General features: G+C 38.8%; 15 protein-coding genes. 3 read left to right on the top strand and 12 right to left on the bottom strand.

What is annotated here, in order from left to right; all coding sequences use genetic code 11:
- Positions 1-152 precede the first annotated feature (152 nt).
- From HMPREF0873_RS06540 to recQ, 4 genes are all read right to left on the bottom strand, one after another.
- A complete protein-coding gene (locus HMPREF0873_RS06540; protein ID WP_038125715.1) occupies positions 153-2468 on the bottom strand; it encodes a Tex family protein in 2316 nt (771 codons plus the stop codon).
- Positions 2465-2959 (bottom strand): dihydrofolate reductase, encoded by a 495-nt coding sequence (locus HMPREF0873_RS06535; protein ID WP_008715045.1) that lies wholly within the window; start codon positions 2957-2959, stop codon positions 2465-2467. The genes HMPREF0873_RS06540 and HMPREF0873_RS06535 overlap by 4 nt, the downstream gene beginning before the upstream one ends.
- Positions 2960-3090: 131 nt before the next feature.
- A complete protein-coding gene (locus HMPREF0873_RS06530; RefSeq protein ID WP_008715044.1) occupies positions 3091-3882 on the bottom strand; it encodes a thymidylate synthase in 792 nt (263 codons plus the stop codon).
- A gap of 125 nt (positions 3883-4007) precedes the next feature.
- Positions 4008-5876, bottom strand: coding sequence for a DNA helicase RecQ (gene recQ, locus HMPREF0873_RS06525; RefSeq protein ID WP_008715042.1), 1869 nt, complete (start codon positions 5874-5876; stop codon positions 4008-4010).
- A 316-nt stretch (positions 5877-6192) separates the two neighbouring features.
- On the opposite strand from recQ, the gene putP reads away from it, so the two are divergent.
- Positions 6193-7680 carry a sodium/proline symporter PutP gene (putP, locus tag HMPREF0873_RS06520; protein WP_004695300.1) on the top strand — a complete coding sequence of 496 codons (1488 nt, stop codon included), beginning with the start codon at positions 6193-6195 and terminating at the stop codon, positions 7678-7680.
- A 47-nt stretch (positions 7681-7727) separates the two neighbouring features.
- Here the strand turns inward: putP and HMPREF0873_RS06515 are convergent, their stop codons facing one another.
- The 3 genes from HMPREF0873_RS06515 to nifJ form a co-directional block, all read right to left on the bottom strand.
- Positions 7728-8756 carry a YafY family protein gene (locus HMPREF0873_RS06515; RefSeq protein ID WP_004695299.1) on the bottom strand — a complete coding sequence of 343 codons (1029 nt, stop codon included), beginning with the start codon at positions 8754-8756 and terminating at the stop codon, positions 7728-7730.
- Between the two features lie 360 nt (positions 8757-9116).
- A complete protein-coding gene (locus HMPREF0873_RS06510) occupies positions 9117-10733 on the bottom strand; it encodes a methyltransferase regulatory domain-containing protein (RefSeq protein ID WP_008715039.1) in 1617 nt (538 codons plus the stop codon).
- A 257-nt stretch (positions 10734-10990) separates the two neighbouring features.
- Positions 10991-14527 carry a pyruvate:ferredoxin (flavodoxin) oxidoreductase gene (gene nifJ / locus HMPREF0873_RS06505; protein WP_008715037.1) on the bottom strand — a complete coding sequence of 1179 codons (3537 nt, stop codon included), beginning with the start codon at positions 14525-14527 and terminating at the stop codon, positions 10991-10993.
- 386 nt (positions 14528-14913) lie between these two features.
- Here nifJ and HMPREF0873_RS06500 point away from each other — a divergent pair, with 386 nt between their 5' ends.
- Positions 14914-15837, top strand: coding sequence for a LysR family transcriptional regulator (locus tag HMPREF0873_RS06500; RefSeq protein WP_008602616.1), 924 nt, complete (start codon positions 14914-14916; stop codon positions 15835-15837).
- A complete protein-coding gene (locus HMPREF0873_RS06495) occupies positions 15837-16265 on the top strand; it encodes a hypothetical protein (protein WP_038125714.1) in 429 nt (142 codons plus the stop codon). The genes HMPREF0873_RS06500 and HMPREF0873_RS06495 overlap by 1 nt, the downstream gene beginning before the upstream one ends.
- A gap of 149 nt (positions 16266-16414) precedes the next feature.
- Here HMPREF0873_RS06495 and HMPREF0873_RS06490 read toward each other — a convergent pair whose 3' ends face one another.
- The 5 genes from HMPREF0873_RS06490 to HMPREF0873_RS06470 form a co-directional block, all read right to left on the bottom strand.
- Complete coding sequence (locus HMPREF0873_RS06490) at positions 16415-17032, bottom strand: SAP domain-containing protein (RefSeq protein ID WP_008715035.1); 618 nt, start codon at positions 17030-17032, stop codon at positions 16415-16417.
- 146 nt (positions 17033-17178) lie between these two features.
- Positions 17179-18492, bottom strand: coding sequence for an MFS transporter (locus HMPREF0873_RS06485; protein ID WP_008715033.1), 1314 nt, complete (start codon positions 18490-18492; stop codon positions 17179-17181).
- Between the two features lie 241 nt (positions 18493-18733).
- On the bottom strand, positions 18734-19090 hold the full coding sequence (locus HMPREF0873_RS06480; protein WP_038125713.1) for a cupin domain-containing protein: 357 nt from the start codon (positions 19088-19090) through the stop codon (positions 18734-18736).
- Between the two features lie 28 nt (positions 19091-19118).
- Positions 19119-19994 (bottom strand): DUF4261 domain-containing protein, encoded by an 876-nt coding sequence (locus HMPREF0873_RS06475; protein ID WP_008715029.1) that lies wholly within the window; start codon positions 19992-19994, stop codon positions 19119-19121.
- 15 nt (positions 19995-20009) lie between these two features.
- A complete protein-coding gene (locus HMPREF0873_RS06470; RefSeq protein WP_008715026.1) occupies positions 20010-20513 on the bottom strand; it encodes a hypothetical protein in 504 nt (167 codons plus the stop codon).
- Positions 20514-20560: the final 47 nt, after the last annotated feature.

Raw genomic sequence — 20560 nt, 5'->3', positions numbered from 1 at the left:
CTATTCTGCATTAATATACATAGATTTTAGCTATATAGAAAAACCACACCCTCTAAAACCATAGAGGGTGTGGTTTTTAGTATAATGACTTTTAGTCAAGAATGACTATCATTTAAAATCTATTAATGTAGATTAACTAGACTTCTATTAAATTATGAATTACGAAGACTCCCATTATTACGAGAGCCATTATTGTGATTCTCATTTTGACGTCCACCATTATTACGGTTATTATTTCGGTTATCATTATTTCGACGCTGACCGTTATTATTTCTATTACGGTTATTATCGTTATTCTTCGGCTTTTCTGGTTGCAATGCTTTTACAGACAAACCGATGCGATTGCGTTTTACATCAACAGAAATAATTTGTGCTTCGATAATATCACCTACAGCAAGCACATCAGATGGATGCTGACGACTGTTGCAAAGCTCGCTGCGATGTAATAAACCATTCGTTTTAAGCCCAAAGTCTACAAAAGCTCCGAAATCAACTACGTTATGAACGGTACCTTTTACAATGGTGCCTACTTTAATATCTTCTAGGCTCACTACGTGCTTTCTAGTAAGCGGAGCCGGTAAATCTTCCCGAGGATCACGACCTGGTTTTGCAAGAGCCGCTAAGATATCCCTAACAGTCGGCACGCCAGCATCAAGTTTGGCAGCCATTTTCTCAGCATCTACAAGAGGTAATTTTACTTGCAACACTTCTAATTGAGCTTTATCTTGTAAGTCTTTTAACGTAAAGCCTAACTCACCAATGATGCGCTCTGCCAATTCATAAGACTCTGGATGAACAGATGTATTATCCAGTGGATTTTTACCATGTTGTAAGCGCAAGAAACCAGCACATTGTGTAAAGGCGGCAGGGCCTAAACGAGGCACTTTTAGCAATTCCTTACGGCTTTTAAATACACCATTCTCTTGACGGTATGCAACAATATTTTTAGCCACCGCACTAGAAATGCCTGCAACATGTTGCAAGATAGCTGGGGATGCAGTATTTAGCTCTACCCCAACATGGTTTACTACAGTTTCAACCACTTGATCTAAGGTATGAGTCAATTGTTTTTGGTTTACGTCATGTTGGTATTGACCTACGCCGATAGATTTTGGATCAATCTTAACAGATTCAGCCAATGGATCTTGCACACGGCGTGCAATAGATACAGCACCGCGAATAGTAACGTCTAATTCTGGTAGCTCATCGATAGCTAATTTAGATGCAGAGTATACAGATGCGCCTGCTTCATTAGTAATGATATAGTGGCAATCTAATTTTTCCTCTTCAATCATAGTAGACGCAAATTGCTCTGTTTCATAGGATGCAGTACCATTACCGATAGATAAAAGAGTAACCTTAAACTTACGGATTTTATCAGCCAATACCTTTTGAGCTTCCTTGCGAAGCTTTTCACTATTTGTTAAATAGTACGCACCGTAATCAAGCACATTGCCTTGTTGATCGATAATCGCCATTTTACAGCCAGTACGGTAACCAGGGTCAAGGCCCATGATAACATGTCCGGCCAATGGTGGTTGTAACAATAGATTTTTGAGATTTACACCAAATACCTTGATAGCTTGCTCATCGGCTTTTTCCGTCAATTCATTGCGAATTTCACGCTCTAAAGCTGGGAAAATAAGACGTTTGTACGCATCAGCTACAGCAGCCGCTTTATACTCTGCAAAGATCGACTTCGGATTTTTCTCTAACTTTTGTAACATATAAGCAATATAGGTGTCACCTGGTACAGTTAGAGCTAGTTTTAAAGCACCTAATTTTTCACCGCGATTTACCGCCAAGATACGATGGGACGGCATTTGACGTACGGGCTCAGCATATTCAGCGTATTGCAAAAATTGTTGTTGTTCTTCCTCTTCACCGCTCAATTCAGCTTGAATAAAGCCTTCATTCCACATCTTCTTACGCAAATACGCCCGGAAGTCTGCACTATCACTGACGATTTCCGCTACGATATCAGAAGCGCCTTGTATGGCATCCTCTGGCGTAGGAACCTCTTCTGTTATGTATTCTTTTGCAATCTCTAACGGATCTCCAGAGGTAACCGTATCATTGATAATCATATCAGCCAATGGTTCCAAACCACGTTCGCGGGCAATCATAGCACGCGTACGTTTCTTTGGACGATATGGCAAGTATAGGTCTTCTAACTCTTGTAGCTTTGTAGCAGCTTCCAAAGACTTCATCAACTCGTCTGTCATCTTTTCTTGCTCTGTAATAGAAGCAATGATTTCTTGACGACGTGTTTCTAAGTTGCGCAAGTATTTAATGCGTTCTTCAATGGTGCGCAATTGCTCATCTTGCAATTCGCCCGTTACCTCTTTACGATACCGCGCAATAAATGGCACCGTATTGCCTTCGTCCAATAATTCTACGGCAGCTTGCACCTGCTTTGGCTTAACATTTAATTCACTCCCAATAAGGGCAAACATTCTTTCACTCATTTAGCTGCCTTTCTGCGATAGGTTACAAAACGATGAGGATATTGATTCTTTTCATCCACAATGCCGTCTACAACGGATTCGATGGTGAAAGCATCCTCTGAGAATTCAGGGAAAAATGCATCCCCATCAAATTCATGGTCTACTTCAGTGATATACATAGTATCTACATAAGGTAGAAAAGCTTCGTATACTTGAGCGCCACCAATAACGTAGGCCGCATCAAGCGCACGTGCTGCTTCAGCAGCCGCCTCAGGGTTATGGAAAATCTTAACACCTTCTGGTGCATCAAAACCTTTATCACGAGTAATTACCCAATGCTCACGATTTGGCAACAAGAACGGTAAGCTTTCAAAGGTCTTACGGCCCATGATAATAACATGTCCTGTTGTTTTTTCCTTAAAGAATTTCAAATCATTTGGCAAATGCCAAATCAAAGTATTATCTTTACCGATTACACGATTATGTGCTACGGCTACGATTAATGCTAACATACTGCCCTCTTTCAGTTAATACTATATGGCAACAGTCATAAATTATACTATTTAGCAATGTCTATGAACACAATACTATATAGCAATAGCCATACATATTATGCTATTTAACAATTGTCATAAATACAATGCTATACAGCAACAGTCATGGATAATTTACCTAAATGTTCATATCCATCTAAGGTAATGTCCTCTGGTGTGAAGTCATAGAAGTCTTTTACCTCAGGATTCACGATAATTTTTGGAGCAGGCAACGCTTGTTCACGACGTGCTAATTGCTCACGCAATGCATCTACGTGATTTTCATAGATGTGGGCATTGTTGATAACATGTGTAAATTTACCGGGTTTTAGGCCGGTTACTTGACCGATCATACATTGTAATGCCGCATATTGAGCCGTGTTAAATGGGACGCCAAGCCCCATGTCGCCACTGCGTTGGATGAGCATGCAGTTCAAGTAACCATCCCCTACATCCCATAAGGTTTCATACGCACATGGTTGCAACGCCATATCCTCTAAATCTTCAATATTCCAAAGGGTTACAATCATTCGGCGGCTATCAGGATCTTCTTTAATCGTTTTGATGAGCTTATCTAGTTGTTTGTACTTCGCAATTTGATAGCCGTATGCTTTACCAATAGTACCATCTTCACGCATCCATTCATCCCATACGTGCACATTCATTTCTTGCAATTTGCGCACGTCATTGGACTGCATTTGCCAAATCCACAATAATTCTTTTACAGCTGTTTTGAAAGCTACAAATTTAGTGGTTAAAATTGGAAATTCCTCTTGCAAGTCAAATTGCATGATTTGTTGAGGCAATTTGTACGTTGCAATGCCTGTGCGATTTTGACCATAAATGCCATGATCTAAAATATTTTCAATAATACCGAGGTATTGTGTATCTGCTAAGCTCATTTATCCCCCTAGATCTATTTATAATAAGCAAAAAATACTAATGTATATCTTGATAATCTTACTAAAATATATAGTACTATCATACTAAAAAATATACAGTACTACCATATATACAGTAAAATTTATTATCCCTTATATTCTGCAATGGCCTGTAAAAAGGTAAGTCCATATTTTTTTAATTTTGCTTCCCCTACGCCTTTAACATTTCCAAACTCACCTAATGTTGTAGGTCGTAAATTTGCCAAATCTATGAGTACTGTGTCAGGGAAGATAAGATACGGTCTAAGACCCGCTTTTTCTGCCAAGCGTTTGCGATGTTGACGTAAATGTTCAAATAAGCCGCCCGATGTAGAGCTGGATTTTCCTCGCACCACTGAGGCAGCAGACTTACTGTTGCGAGAAGGCACAAACACTTGTTGTCTAATTTCCTCTACCTCTTTATGACCTGCTAGCACTTCCTCTGCACCAGCCGTTAAGGATAATACAGGATATTTTCCCGTCGAACTGCGCAAGTAGCCAGATGCTACAAACTGTTGGATAAGTCCTTTAATAGATTTTTCATCTACATTACTCAGTAAGCCAAAGACTGGCAATGCATCATGACCAGCACGCATAATCCGATCCGTTCGCTCTCCGCGGACGATAGAGGTTATCATTGATGCCCCATATCGCTCATCGGTGCCCATGATGGCACGGAAAATAGCCTTTGCTTCTTTCGTAACATTGACCTTATCAGCAGAGCCTTTACAAGAGCTACAATTATCACAGGTTGTCCAAACAGTACTTTCACCAAAGTAATTAAGCATATATTTACGCAAGCAATTACTACAGAAACAGTAATCAATCATGAACTGCAATTTGCGTAATTCCACATTTTGTCGCTCAGGCGTTTCGATAGACTGTTCAATTAAATACTTATGAACCTGCACATCCTGCCCACTATAAAGCAAGATACATTCAGCAGGTGCCCCATCACGGCCAGCTCGTCCTGCCTCCTGATAATAGGACTCCATATTACGCGGCATTTGATAATGTAGTACATAGCGTACATTGCTTTTATCAATACCCATACCAAAGGCATTCGTCGCCACCATAACCTGCAATTTATCGTCTGCGTAGGCATTCTGCATTTCGCGGCGCACCTCATCGTTGAGTCCTCCGTGGTAATGTCCCGCTTTGATGCCCGCACGGGTTAAATTTTCATACACACGATCTACATCCTTGCGCGTTGCACAATAGATAATACCATTTTCATTGGCGTGCTGACGCACATAATGAACAACGTAATCCATCCGCTTTGGTGTGCGGATAACAGAGAAGGATAAATTAGGCCGATCAAAACCCGTCACGTATACATTAGCCTTATCTAGGCCTAATAATTTTTTTATATCGTTTTCTACATATTTCGTCGCCGTCGCTGTGAAAGCCCCCACGATAGGTCTCTTTGGCAATGAATTGAGCCACTCACCGATAAGGCGATAAGACGGTCTAAAATCATGACCCCACTCAGAGATACAATGAGCCTCGTCCACAATGACTTGAGCAATCGGTAACGCTCGCAGTACATTACAAAAAAAATTAGAACTCAACCGCTCTGGTGCAATATATAAGAGTTTAATCTTACCACTACGTACTTCGTACATGGTCTTATTAAACTCAGATTGTGTAAGTGTACTATTGATGAGCGCTGCTGGTATATTCTGCACCAAGAGACCATCCACTTGATCTTTCATAAGAGAAATGAGAGGAGAAAACACAATAGTCAAGCCCTCCTTACAGAGCGCAGGTATCTGGAAACAGATAGACTTCCCAGCCCCTGTCGGCATGATTCCAATTACATCTTCATTCCGCAACAAGGATGCAATAGGAGCCTCTTGAGCTGGTCTAAAGGAGGTATACCCAAAGTAGGTCTCCAACATGCGCAATGCTTGTTGTTTCGTCACAACTTGATGTTGTCTAGATACATCTTGTTTTCCGCCTACCTGTTGTTCCATAGGGTCCTCCTTTCACGTTCCAGAAATATAAGTATTAATTTCGATTACTACTGACAAATATTTCGTACACTCAATACGAAATATCGTTTTTTCATTCTTTTATTTTATCATATTTCATTCGGTATGGGGCTTATTAATATATGATTTCATAAGTAATCAGCTAATGCGTATCTCTAAAATATATAGCCTAAATTAATATAGGAATCTTATTGATATCACCAATTTTTTACCCTCTAAAGTACTAATATGTGGTACAATAAAAATTATTTACTATACTATAGAATATAACTAGAACCTAAGGAGGTCTTATATAGGCATGACACAAGACAACTTAATGATTATTATCGCCTTTGCCTTATATCTAGGACTCATGATGTATATCGGGGTCTACTATTATCGCAAATCAAACAGCATTGGTGATTACATCCTCGGTGGCCGACAACTAGGACCATGGATCACAGCACTCAGTGCAGAGGCATCAGATATGAGTGGTTGGATGCTCATGGGTGTGCCTGGTCTAGCGTATACTACGGGGATTTCTGGTGTATGGATTGCCGTAGGCCTCACATTAGGCACATGGGCGAACTGGAAATTCGTTTCTAGACGCTTACGTAACCATACTGAGGTAGCTAGTGACAGCTTGACATTACCGGATTATTTGAAGAATCGTTTCCACGATCAATCTCATTCGGTAGCTGTCATTTCCGCCTTATTTATCTTGATTTTCTTCTTGATTTATACATCATCGGGCTTTGTGGCAGGGGGCAAATTGTTCAATACCATTTTTGGTCTTGATTACACCGTATCCCTCTTTATCACCGCCGGCATCGTCGTATTTTATACCTTCCTTGGCGGATTCCTTGCCGTATCTTGGACAGACTGTATTCAAGGCGCATTAATGTTCTTTGCTATCTTGGCAGTACCAATTACAGCAGCCATGTACATGGGTGGCCCTATTGAAACATTCCAACTCATCCAACATGAGTTTCCACAAGGACTTAGCTTGTTTGGTAATCCTTCTGATTGGTTTACTTGGGCTATCGGCCTAATTTCTTCTCTTGGTTGGGGTCTTGGCTACTTCGGTCAACCTCACATCCTAGTGCGCTTTATGGCTATCTCTGATGCGAAAGAGCTTAAGAAATCTACGAATATCGCCATGGTATGGGTTATCTTATCCCTTATGGCAGCTATTGCAGTAGGTCTCATCGGTCATGTTTACATGCTGCCAGATAAATTAGTAGGCACTGATGCGGAAACAATATTCCTCATCATGACTGAACGGCTCTTTACTCCATTTGTAGCAGGCCTTATCTGGTCCGCTGTATTGGCCGCTATTATGAGTACCGCATCTGCTCAATTATTAGTAACAGCCTCTGCTATTTCTAATGACTTCTATGCTAATATCATCCATCCAAAAGCAAGCGATAAAGAGCTTGTATTAGTAAGCCGTATCGTAGTACTTCTAGTGGCATTGATTGCCATCTATATGGCAATGGACCCAGACAGCTATATCTTGACGATGGTAGCCTATGCTTGGGCAGGCTTCGGCGCAGCCTTCGGTCCAGCAATCTTGTTCTCCTTGTTCTGGAAGCGCATGACGCGTCACGGCTGTATCGCTGGTATTGTTGTAGGTGGTTTAACAGTACTCATTTGGAAACAATTTGGATTCTTTGGCCTATACGAAATTGTGCCAGGCTTCATCCTCTCTTCTATCGCAATCTATATTGTAAGCCTCATGGGTAAATTGCCTCCACGTTCGGTTCTAAAAGACTATAGAGAAGCAGAAAAAATGCACGTTCTATAATATAACATAAAAAAGCTAGTTGATTCATCGATCAACTAGCTTTTTATTTATGAGTATTGGTGTAAACCTTCCTCAATTGCTTCTTTCACCTCAGCTACTAAAGAAGCTGGAGAAAGAACTTTTACACTTTGCATATATTGGAGCGCCCAATATTTAAAAGCGTCATGATTAACACGTACGCGGCATACAACATTATCAGCTGTTATATTTGTAAACTCTACATTGCCATCGAACCAATCTAAAATTTGATTTACGATGGAACGTCTAGCTTTAAACGTAACAGTAATAGATTCACCACCGAACATATAAATATGTTCCTTTACGTATTGTGACACGTTAAAGGTGCGTTGTTGTTGGTATCCCTTTATCTCCCGTAAAGGTTTTCTACGTTCATTTAGCACAGTAATATGTGCAATTCGATCAACGCGTAATGTAGACATATCATCATAACTTTCGTGATTTCCTACCAAGTAATAATGTCCTCGATTCATTACTAGTTGGAATGGATTAAATACATACTTCCGTTCCTTATGATCTGGCCCAAGATTAATATGTAATCGCTTATCCACATCTGGTTGGCAATAGGCCAATGAAATTTTTCTACCCTTTTGTATTGCTTCTTCTATGAGATCAATATTAAGAAATAAATCTTGGCTTCTATGAAGGTACCCCGTATTACTTTCAATATCAATACCATGAGGCTTAAAATAGGAGCTACCCAATTTTGCAACACGCCCGATTAAATCTTTACGTTGAGATGCAGTAATATGGCGAGATGCCAATATACCATCAATCAATAATCGCAATTCAGAATCTTCAAAGGTATGAATCATATAGAAATCAGTACGTCGAATTGTGCCATCTGCTCCCACAGCAGACTCTTCACATTGAATACTAAAATCTCCAGATTCATATAAATCATTTAAATGACGGCCTAAGGTTTTCCGATCGACGGATACCTCGTACCGTTCGGCTAATATACTACGAATCTCCTCTTGAGATAACGTATGATTAGCATCTGTTTCGTCTTTCAGGATTTCTAGTATGTATACTAGAACTGCCTTCTTAGATGCCATAAAAGACTCCTTTTACAAATAATACAATTAATACAACTTTATCAACTAATACAATTTATAGAATCATCCACAACACATCGGATGATATTTACAAAATACCCATACACATTATACCATACTTTCATGAACGGTTCATTTTTTCCTCATTAAAATTATCGATTTACTATACTTTTTCAGCAATATAAAATAACTAAAAGTAATAAATATAAAATAAAAGTAAATTTAATTATATTAAATAAAACCCGTTAACACTTAGTACATATATATGTTATAAGTGTAACGGGTTTCTATTTTAGCTATAAAATCAGCAGAATATAATACAGACCCATAGCAACAGAATCAAATAAAGGGAGCTATCACTTAGGAAATACTACCTGTTTTCTTACTTCTAACAAAGCCCAAATGTTCCATGCGCGTTGTTAATTCATTATAAAAAGCTTCAGCCATGGCATTTTGATGCTTTGTAGGTTGAGAGGGATCTGCACTAAAGAGAGCATCTTTAATCTTTTTAATTACCGTAGATTTCGCTTTTGGTTTGTTCAACAACTCCATAAATAATAAATCCTCTTCAGAAATATCACCAATAGCATCATTGAACATATCTGCTCCATACATATATTCACTGCCACCATGAACAATAGCTTTTACAAAGTTTGTAAAACGGGCAGGAATATAAGATAAGCCCTCCATATACTCTTCTTTTACAGGGAATGTTTTATAGAAACGAATACCACCGCGCACCATATGCTCTACTACGGCTTTATACAAGCTACATACAGCATGTTCTAATTCGTCATCAGATGCATTAGCCGCCTCATGAGCCGCTTTCAAAATAGCGAGGGCTTCAATCATATTAAATGTACCTCCGTCTTTGATTAGAGCTTGGAACGTATCTCTTACAAGCTCATTTTCAAACATTTCTAGTGCTTCCTCATCAAAGAGAATTTGGAAAACAAAGCTATTTACAATAGTACGTACAGGAATTGTATTCACTTCAGCCGGATTTGCAACAGCAAAGTTGATATCTTTGGCAACGCTAGCTTTACAAATAATAGACTTGCGGAATGTCGTATCTAGTATAAAATCTAAATATTGTTCTTGATCCACTTGACTATTAGGTGCCAATTGCTCAAGTTTAGCTGCAATACTTTCATCATAGGTACGAACCATAGATAGTGTAAGGTCTGCATCGCATACATACGCAAGATCATGCGCTTTCAAATGATCATTGAATTGATAGAAATAGCATGGATCATTATGAGGCTCTAGATGATCATGACCTACATAATAGTCATCCTTTTGCATAATAGAGCGCAATGCACCAAGGAATTTACTATTTCGTTCTTTAAGATTATCATAGTTAAGAATTTGAGCACCTACAAGACTGCCTACAGTCTTCCCGCGCAACACCTTTTCCTTATGGGTCAACTTATCTTGGCCACGATTAGCAAATAGCATAAGCTGACGAACCTCTTCCATGGTATGCCAGCCTGGATACGTATTGTACGACACATAGGCAATGCCATTATCAGCCAAATGACTAGAAATAATATTGAGCAATTTATCCTTCATTTCATCACTAATCCAAGAGTAGAATCCATGGGCAATAATGTAATCGAAGGTCCCCATCGATTCCTCAAAATTCAAGATGTTTCCTTGTATCAAGGATACATTATCTAGTTTGGCATCACTGATGATTTGATTGCCCTTCTCTACTTGGTCTTGTGAAAGCTCAATCCCTACAAAGGTCGCCTCTGGATTAAATACGGCTTGAGAAATAATATTACCGCCATAAGTAGCACCTAGTTCAAGAACGCGAGCTGTCTTCGCAGGTGGAGTATTTAGCCCTACAAGAGCACCATACGCTTCTAAATAGGCCGGCGTCGTAAAAGGAAATGGATAGGATTTATAGCCTAACTCTTTATATATCGTTTGTTGCATGTCTTCCGTTGTCATTTGTGTATTATCCTTAGCCATATGTACCTCTATATTTAATATTAGAATTATCCAAAATATGTATTACTAAAATTATGCATGACTCCTTATCATTATACCAAATTCCTAGTATATTACCTATGTTTTAAGCAGTTAATACGTAAGTAATACAATAGCAACTAGCACTATAACTGATTTATGGAAGATACTTAATATGATATTTAGAAAACTAAATTTACATACAAAAGAGGCACCCTCGAAAGGGTGCCTCATATAGTTTTCAGTCGTTAAATAACGAATTATTTTACGTCTTCAAAACCTTTTTGTAAACGAACATAGCTTAAGCGACGTTCTTTAGCATCTTGTTCAGTTTTAGCGAACAATTCTTCTGCCACATCTGGAGCAGCTTTAGCCAAGGAAGCGTAACGAACTTCACCTTTAAGGAAGTCTTGGAAGCTTTCAGTTGGTTCTTTGGAATCCAAGGAGAATGGATTTTTACCTTCTTCTTTAAGTTGAGGGTTGTATCTGTAAAGATCCCAGTAACCAGCTGCAACAGCTTTACGTTGTTCTTCTTGAGCTTTACCCATACCAGCTTTGATACCATGGTTGATACATGGGCTGTAAGCGATAATCAAGGATGGACCTGGATATGCTTCAGCTTCTGCAACAGCTTTCATCAATTGGTTTTTATCTGCACCCATAGCTACTTGTGCTACGTATACATAACCATAAGACATAGCCATCATGCCAAGGTCTTTCTTCTTAGTACGTTTACCAGAAGCTGCGAATTGTGCAACTGCTGCTACATTAGTGGATTTGGAAGCTTGACCACCAGTGTTGGAATATACTTCTGTATCGAATACGAAGATGTTGATGTCTTCGCCAGAAGCTAATACATGGTCAACACCACCGAAGCCGATATCGTATGCCCAACCGTCACCACCGAAGATCCAGTGGGAACGTTTGATTAAGAATTGTTTTTTCTCAAGAATTTCTTTCAATTCAGGAGTTGTAGCGCCTTCAGCTTCGATAGCTGCCACTAAACGTTCGGAACGTTGACGAGTAGCTGCACCAAGGTTAGCAAATTCAATCCATTGTTCTAAAGCTTCTTTCAATTCGCCAGTAGCAGTTTCAACTGCTTTAGAAGCCAATTCTACTAATTGTTGGCGGATTTTCTTAACGCCGATGTACATACCATAACCATACTCAGCATTATCTTCGAACAAAGAGTTTGCCCAAGAAGGACCATGACCTTGTTGGTTAGTTGTGTATGGAGATGCAGGCATGGAAGCACCCCAAATAGAGGAACAACCAGTCGCATTGGCAATCATCATACGGTCACCGAACAATTGAGTTAACAATTTAGCATAAGGAGTTTCACCACAACCTGCACAAGCACCGGAGAATTCGAACAATGGTTGTTCAAATTGGGAACCCTTAACAGTTTCCTTTTTCATAGGGTTTTCTTTTACAGGAAGGTTAACACCATAGTTCCAAGCTTCAGCTTGTTCGATTTCAGTATCGATGGATGTCATCACGATAGCTTTGCCCTTAGGAGCTGGACAAATATCAACACAGTTACCGCAACCCAAGCAATCTAATGGGGATACAGCGATACGGAATTGAAGGTCTTTAGCGCCCAATGCAGGGATTGTATCGAAATGTTCTGGAGCCGCAGCCACTTCTGCTTCAGTTGCCAAAATTGGGCGAATTGTAGCATGAGGACATACGAAGGAACATTGGTTACATTGAATACAGTTTTCAGGCAACCATTTTGGAACGAACAATGCAGGACCGCGTTTTTCGAATTTAGCAGTACCAGCAGGCAATGTACCATCTTCATAGCCAGAGAATGTGGATACAGGAAGATCATAACCAGCTTGTGCATTGATTGGTTGTGCAATATTTTGAACGAAGGATGGGCAAGATTCGCAACCAGGTTTAACTGCATGATTGCCATCATCTACTGCATCTTTCCAGCTAGCAGGAACATCTACTTTTACCAAAGCGTTAACACCTTGATCGATAGCAGCATTGTTCATGTCAACGATATTTTGACCTTTTTTACCGTAAGAAGTTACTACGGATTCTTTAAGGTATTTAACAGCATCATCTACAGGGATGATTTCAGTCAATTTGAAGAATGCAGCTTGCGTTACCATGTTGATACGACCGCCCAAACCGATTTCGGAAGCGATTTTCGCAGCATTGATGATGTAGAAGTTCAATTCTTTTTCTGCGATTTGACGACGTAATTTAGCAGGTAAATGTTCATCCAATTCTTCAGGAGACCAAGTACAGTTCAATAAGAATGTACCGCCTTTTTTGATGCCGCGAATCAAGTCGTATTCATGTACATAAGATTGACGGTGACATGCTACGAATTGAGGTTCAGTAATCAAGTAAGGCAAGTTGATTGGGTTTTTACCAAAACGAAGGTGAGACATTGTTACGCCACCAGATTTTTTGGAGTCGTAGTCAAAGTATGCTTGAGCATACATATCAGTGTGGTCACCGATGATTTTGATAGCGGATTTATTCGCACCAACTGTACCGTCAGAACCGAAGCCCCAGAATTTACATTCAGTCAAGCCTGGAGTTTCAACTTCTACGCCTTCAGCACGATCTAAGGACAAGAATGTAACATCATCATTGATACCCAATGTGAAGAATTTCTTGCCATTTTCAGCAGCTAAGTTATCGAATACAGCAACGATATCTGCAGGGATAACGTCTTTGGAGCTCAAACCATAACGACCAGCGATAACTTTTACATTACGGCCACCGTCAACTACAGCTGCTTGTACGTCTAAGAACAATGGTTCAGCCAAAGCACCTGGTTCTTTAGTACGGTCAAGAACTGCAATGCGTTCTACAGTTTTAGGAAGAGCTTTCAACAAACGATCTGTTGCGAATGGGCGGAACAAATGAACGTTGATAAAACCAACTTTGCGGCCCAATTTGTTGAGGTAATCCACAGTGGATTCTACAACTTGAGCGGAAGAGCCCATAGTTACAACAACGTCAGTAGCATCAGGAGCACCATGGTAGTTGAACAATTGGTAGTTAGTACCTGCCAATTTGTTAACTTCGTTCATGTAGTGTTCTACAACGTCAGGAACGTTCAAGTAGAATTTGTTGGATGCTTCACGATGTTGGAAGTAAACGTCAGGGTTTTCAGCAGTACCACGAGTTACAGGAGCATCTGGATTCAAAGCATTTTTACGGAAAGCTTTAACAGCATCCATGTCAACCAATGGTTTTAAATCTTCATAGTCCCAGATTTGAATTTTTTGAATTTCGTGGGATGTACGGAAACCGTCAAAGAAGTTGATGAAAGGTACGCGAGTTTTAATAGCTGTCAAGTGAGCTACAGCGGACAAGTCCATTACTTCTTGTACAGAGGATTCAGCTAACATAGCACAGCCAGCTGCACGAGCAGCCATTACGTCTTGGTGGTCACCAAAGATAGCCAAAGCATGTGCAGCCAATGCACGAGCAGCTACTTGGAATACACCTGGAAGTAATTCGCCTGCTACTTTATATAAGTTAGGAAGCATCAATAACAAACCTTGGGAAGATGTGAAAGTTGTTGTTAATGCACCAGCTTGTAAAGAACCGTGGGTTGCAGCAGCAGCACCTGCTTCAGATTGCATTTCTACAACTTGAACAGTGTTGCCGAAGATGTTTTTTCGACCAGATGCAGCCCATTCATCAATGTGTTCTGGCATTGGAGAAGATGGAGTGATTGGATAAATCGCAGCAACTTCTGTAAAACCATAAGAAACGTGAGCAGCCGCTTGGTTGCCGTCCATAGTTTTAAATTTACGACTCATGTGATTATTGCCTCCTTAAGCATTTAGCAAAAATAGAACACTTGCTTAATCTATCATTATGTTTAGGAATAACAACCATTACAAACTTGCGCACATGAAAAAATAATGCAATAATATATATGTTATATATAATATGGCATTATGTGTGAGCATACTTTTTTGTGATGGGCACAACCATAATTCCTAATATCATAACTTGATATAGCCCTATATGCTAATTATAACGTGCTGGGCCCTATCAACGCAACACATACAGTGACTGTCGCTTTGCCAATATTGCTATCCATGCTTTACATAAAGTAATAGCTAATTGCATTACAGTAATAACTATTCTCATTTAGTTAGGTCACGTCCTATAACCAAGTTTTATTTTTAGGGGGTTAATTATGGATTTTCATCATTTGAAATACTTCGTTGAAGTAGCTGATCAAAAAAGCTTTAGTAAGGCTGCAAGGAATTTACACATCTCCCAATCTGCAATCAGCCGTACAATTAAAGCTTTGGAAGACGAACTTGGTGTTGTTCTCTTCATGCGTAATGCTAAATCTGTAGAACTTACTGATGGGGGTACCATCTTCTTAACCCACGCTAAACGCGTTGTGTTTATGTTTGAACATCTAAAAACTGATTTTGAAAACGAGTTTCGTTTGGAACAAGGTTCCATCAGAATTGGTATTCCACCAATTACTGATGCTCCCATTTTTGCCCAGTTATTAGGTGAATTTAAAAAAGTATATCCACAAATCGAATTGGAACTCTACGAACAAGGTTCTAAAAAGGTTGAGATCAGCGTTCAGGAAGGTTTAATTGATATTGGCATCATCTGTACTAAACCAAACCCTAAAGAATTTGAATCCTTCTACCTTACGAGTGACCCACTGTCCGTTATCATTCCAAAATCTAGCCCTTTAGCAAAAGAAAAAGAAATTCGCCTAGAAATGCTAGCTGATGAATCCTTTGTATTGCATAAAGACGATTTCAACTTACATGATGAAATCATCAAAGCTTGTAAACACACCGGCTTCCAACCGCACATCGTGTTTGAAACAAGCCAACGTGATCTCATGTTACAAACGGTTAGTGCAAACCTTGCTATCGCATTATTACCATCTCGCCTCTGCCCTGAGGTAGGTGAAAATACAGAGGTTGGTTCTAAGGTTGTCGTAAGACCTCTCGTACCTGAAATTATTCATACTCTTTATGTAATTTGGAAAAAGGGTCATTACCTCTCCCACGCTTCTCGCTTGTGGTTAGACTTTGTAAACTCCAAATTACCATTACCTGGATTACAACTCGAGGATCGTCAATAATGAACAAACCATCTGGGCTCGCATCTAAATTGCGAGCCCTTTTGAAAGCTAAAGAAGCTCCCATGTGGGGCGTTATCATTGTGCTGGTTATCGTTATCATATTCCAGCAAATACAAATCTCTGAATTACAATGGCGTGTCGATGAAGACCACGATGGCTCTACCATCGACAGTGTAGCAGGTCGTCTTTACATTCTTGAAGGGATGGCTAATAAGCATAGTGATCAACTAGACGAAATCCTAAAAGATATTCGTCAACTACAAAATGACGGTGCCAAGTACGACTGGGAACTAAAACAACTGCAATGGTTGCATCCAGAGCTCAAAGTACAACCACCAGAGGCAAACCCACGCCCATTCAAATCCACAGATCTAAACCTCGATATGAATCCTGGGAAAGTGCCTGATGTAACAAAACAAAATCAATAAAGAAATCAGGAATAAATAAAAGCACCTTACATACCTACAAAAGTCATCACAAATGACTCTTCTTATAGGATATAAGGTGCTTTTATCGTTATTCTATTATAGATTTAATCGCTAGTTTTCCCATACATCTCTGCAATGACAAGTTGCTTCTATTTGCGATACGCTTCTAATTTATATGCATATTCACTTAAAAGCTCCTTTGAATAAATTTTTTCATTTTTTGAATCTCTAACTTCTTTCCAAATAATAGATGCTACTTTTAATTTATTCGAATAATTGCCACTAGATTCATCTGCACAAAAATCCTTAAAAAATTGATTCCATTGGCAAACCGAATTATCATACTTTGCATAATCTGATTCACCATAATATACTTTCAGCAAATCTCCAATTGTAAAGCTTATATTTTTTTCACTTTTTACTTTTCTCCAAGCAGTAGCCATATCAGCATTAAATTTAAATCGTGAAACACCTATTAAATCAGAGAAATATTCTCTAAACTTCGTATTAAAGGAAAAATTACATTCAAGTAATGGTGTATCTAAAGTAATAGTTTCCACTTGCCTTCTTCTATTTTTTATTGATGATTTTTTAATTAAATCGCCTTTAAAGTACTGCTCAATAATATGATTGAGTTCTTGTTTTGTTCCTCTATATTCTAATCCTAATGATTTACATATTTGTGAAAGTTCATCACGATACCAATAATATTTTTTAAATTCATCAAATGATGTAATTTCATCAAACTTAGGTCTACACTCTTTCAATATTCTGTCTCCTCAAGTTTAAATAATACTATTTTATAAATTGTAACATAAAATTGAATAGTATCCAAAATCACACCATTGAAGCATTCGTTAAATATTTTCCTATTAAGTTGTCTATAATCTAGTTATCTATAATATAGCTCTACTTAATCCTCTTTATGCTCCATAGATTTTGGAAGTGTCAAAATTAATAGACCAGCAAGGAACATACAAGCCCCCATTACATAGTAACCATAAGCAAAGCTACCAGTGTGACCATTGATAAATCCGAGCATATAAGGACCTACCCAGCCCCCCATATTACCTGAAGAGTTAATGAGTCCCATCGCCCCCGCTGCAGCAGCGCCAGATAAGAAGGTTGTTGGCATGGTCCACCATACACCCATACCACCGTAAACACCTACTGCAGTTAAGCATATAAAGAATAAGCTAACTTCTGGAGATGGACTGTGTGGTGTTGCTAAGAAACCAATAGTACCAATGAACAATGTAGTAGCAACGTGCCAACATTTTTCATTGCGCTTTTCAGAAGAGTAACCACAGTATATTTGTACAAGTAAGGCTGCTGTCATTGGAATAGCAATAGACCACGCTACCACACTTGGTGGCCATCCAGATAAGCTTTTAAGAACTTGAGGCATCCAAAAACTAAAGCCCCAGAAACCAATAACCCACAAGAAATAGATTAACGCTAAACGCAATACTTTTGGGTCTTTTAACGCTTGCCAAATAGTATATTTCTTTACGGCTTGCTTTTGTTGCTCTTCTTTTTCAAGCTCGGCTTTAATATATACCTTTTCTACATCAGTTACCCAAGATGCATGTTCAGGACGCTCTTTCATCCAGAATGCGAAAATGAACGCAAAGATCACAGCAGGAATAGCTTCAACGATAAAGAGTGTACGCCAACCATGTAGACCAAAGAACGTTGTATCCAATAAAATACCTGCCAATGGCCCACCAATGATGTTAGAGAACAATAAAGATGTCAACATCAAGGAGATTGCCTTCGCGCGCTCCTTTGGCAAGAACCAATTTGGAATGAGTAATGAATAAATTACAGGATATAAAGAGGCTTCACATAGACCGAGTAAGAATCGATAAATATAAAACTCCAACTCTGTAGTCATCGTCGTCATAAGAATACATACGAGACCCCAACTAAACATGATACGAGCCACCCAATGCATAGCGTTACAGCGAGCAGCTATTAAGGATGCTGGCACTTCAAATAAAACGTAGCCAATAAAGAAAATACCGGCCCCCATACCGAATACCTCTGGCGTTAACCATGGTAAATTCTCTTTCATGGTCAAGCCTGCATAGGCAATATTAACACGGTCTAAGAAGGCAATGATGGAAACAATAAATAAAGGTAAGACTACGTGTAGCATACGCCGCTTTGTAAAGTCTTTGAAATCGATGGCCCCACTTTGAGGCTCTGGTGTAGATGAGTTCATATAATTCCTTTCTACTACTTAAGATATTACATACCTTACTATCTTAAGAAAACAAAAGTCCTCTGTCAATGGAATTATATAGAATATAGAAATAACAAATAGGAATAGTAACACCAAAATAATAGCCTTTAAAAATAGAAAAAGGATATTTGCTAGGAATGACTGTATAAAACAAAAAGCACTTTATAGTATAAATATATCTCTATCACAAGATAAGAAAATACTATAAAGTGCTTTCATATTAATTTGTACTAACAGGATCATAATCAGCAGGCACAGGAGCAACGATACTTACAAAGATAACATCTTCTGTCCCAGTATTTTTTGCGCCATGACATTCACCCTTTTTAGATACTATAACTTGTCCCTTTGTAAAAGGCACCTCTGTATCAGGCGTTGGATAAAATACCCCCTTACCTTGCAATATAACCCATATATCATCAGAGTTATGATGGTAATGCTTTGGTAAGGTTTGCCCAGGTTTAATAACCCATACTGAACCACCTGTGGAATCAGTTTGATAAAATGGAGTCCTAACAGCTTTCTCCAAACTTTCAACTTTCACAAGTTCCATATCAAAAACACGTTGATCATTCATAATGCTCACACCTTTCATCGATTTACAACTAGCGAGTTCCAGATGCATATTCGCCCATATTAATATCTATAACAGTTCGAACAGGTTGAATCAAGGAATCCTCATACTGAACCGCCCATTTAATATCTGGATTCATATCTCCATTTTCTAAGCCTGCAATCGTTTGCCCGTCATCAATAGGATTATCATGCTCAAAGATATAATACAATACACTATACGCATGATTTACAATTTCATCGGGGTTCATACCGTGAAAATGATACTGCAAATCAGGGTAGAATAAGGTACTCATACCTAACGTATCAACCATCATATCATCTGTGCCTTGAATGCTAAAATATCGCACATTCACGGCATAATAAATAAAACGTGTTACAGCTTTATCTGGGTGATTTTCGATTGTTTCACGACTTAAGAACTTACGAGATGGTCCAAAAACAACAGCCTTGCAAGATGGATATAACTCTAATAGTGCATCTACATATTTTACGAGCATATCAGCCCGTTCTTTAGGCTCTAAACCTGATGCCAACATATCTGTAGCAAATACTCTATATTGGCACTCATCTAGCAACTCGTCTACATTTGGACAATCCCACACCTGACTACGCTCAAAATCATCTAGTACAGGTTTGTCGATTTTCTCACAATTCGTCACCATCAATGTCGGTGGAATATCAGCATCATTATCTTCATAATGAACCTTATAATTCTGAGGTGCAAAACCAGCAGATTCAACGCCATAACTAAAGCAATCAACAGGACCTAAATGCTTTGTGAATACCTCTACCATTGTATCTCGATTAGGCATATCACACTGCTTTGGCATTAATAACTCAACGAAAAACAAACCGCCAGGGCGAACAGAATCATCTGTTAAATCTTGTTTAAATACTTGAGTCATACACGCTCTCCTAAATTAAAACATAATGTAAAATATATCTTTCACTTTATAGTATATCAGATGTTTATAAGTACTACAATTACGTAACCACTGTTTCATAAATAATAAATAATCTATATTTCTACTACATGTTAGCGTAATATCGATATACTGTGGCATCACGATTATATAATCTAAAGATAATGACTCATACTCAAGTTCAAACGTCTTATTATTCTCCAAGGTTTGTAGAAATCGCGCATATAAATAATCAATACTTTCAGAATGATTACCAAGTTTGCAATTTCCCATATCAAATAGGTTACGATAGGAAGTGTCCCCTGGTAGCACAGACATCCAATCTAAAGCATATTCTGATACACCGAACACCGTTTTTTCAGGATTAGGTCCATCTAAATCATCCTGTAACCAAGCAGATATTATTTGGTACATATTTAGTGTTTCATATTCGCTTACATCACTATAAAACTCACTTAGCCCCTCTAGGTTAATCTCTAAATTGGCAATACAACGATACATAGAAACTACCTCCTAAAGATCTCCAATCTTCTTATAGTAAAAGTATA

This window comes from Veillonella sp. 3_1_44 (assembly GCF_000163715.1).
In the GTDB taxonomy this organism is placed as follows: Bacteria; Bacillota; Negativicutes; order Veillonellales; family Veillonellaceae; genus Veillonella; species Veillonella parvula_A.
Note: the sequence above shows the minus strand (reverse complement) of the source record. Positions and strands in the feature narration are given on the sequence as shown.

Bases quoted from the DNA above. Each gene is read 5' to 3' on its own strand.
- HMPREF0873_RS06540 (WP_038125715.1), bottom strand. From the start codon at position 2,468: ATGAGTGAAAGAATGTTTGCCCTTATTGGGAGTGAATTAAATGTTAAG.
- HMPREF0873_RS06535 (WP_008715045.1), bottom strand. From the start codon at position 2,959: ATGTTAGCATTAATCGTAGCCGTAGCACATAATCGTGTAATCGGTAAA.
- HMPREF0873_RS06530 (WP_008715044.1), bottom strand. From the start codon at position 3,882: ATGAGCTTAGCAGATACACAATACCTCGGTATTATTGAAAATATTTTA.
- recQ (WP_008715042.1), bottom strand. From the start codon at position 5,876: ATGGAACAACAGGTAGGCGGAAAACAAGATGTATCTAGACAACATCAA.
- putP (WP_004695300.1), top strand. From the start codon at position 6,193: ATGACACAAGACAACTTAATGATTATTATCGCCTTTGCCTTATATCTA.
- HMPREF0873_RS06515 (WP_004695299.1), bottom strand. From the start codon at position 8,756: ATGGCATCTAAGAAGGCAGTTCTAGTATACATACTAGAAATCCTGAAA.
- HMPREF0873_RS06510 (WP_008715039.1), bottom strand. From the start codon at position 10,733: ATGGCTAAGGATAATACACAAATGACAACGGAAGACATGCAACAAACG.
- nifJ (WP_008715037.1), bottom strand. From the start codon at position 14,527: ATGAGTCGTAAATTTAAAACTATGGACGGCAACCAAGCGGCTGCTCAC.
- HMPREF0873_RS06500 (WP_008602616.1), top strand. From the start codon at position 14,914: ATGGATTTTCATCATTTGAAATACTTCGTTGAAGTAGCTGATCAAAAA.
- HMPREF0873_RS06495 (WP_038125714.1), top strand. From the start codon at position 15,837: ATGAACAAACCATCTGGGCTCGCATCTAAATTGCGAGCCCTTTTGAAA.
- HMPREF0873_RS06485 (WP_008715033.1), bottom strand. From the start codon at position 18,492: ATGAACTCATCTACACCAGAGCCTCAAAGTGGGGCCATCGATTTCAAA.
- HMPREF0873_RS06480 (WP_038125713.1), bottom strand. From the start codon at position 19,090: ATGAATGATCAACGTGTTTTTGATATGGAACTTGTGAAAGTTGAAAGT.
- HMPREF0873_RS06475 (WP_008715029.1), bottom strand. From the start codon at position 19,994: ATGACTCAAGTATTTAAACAAGATTTAACAGATGATTCTGTTCGCCCT.
- HMPREF0873_RS06470 (WP_008715026.1), bottom strand. From the start codon at position 20,513: ATGTATCGTTGTATTGCCAATTTAGAGATTAACCTAGAGGGGCTAAGT.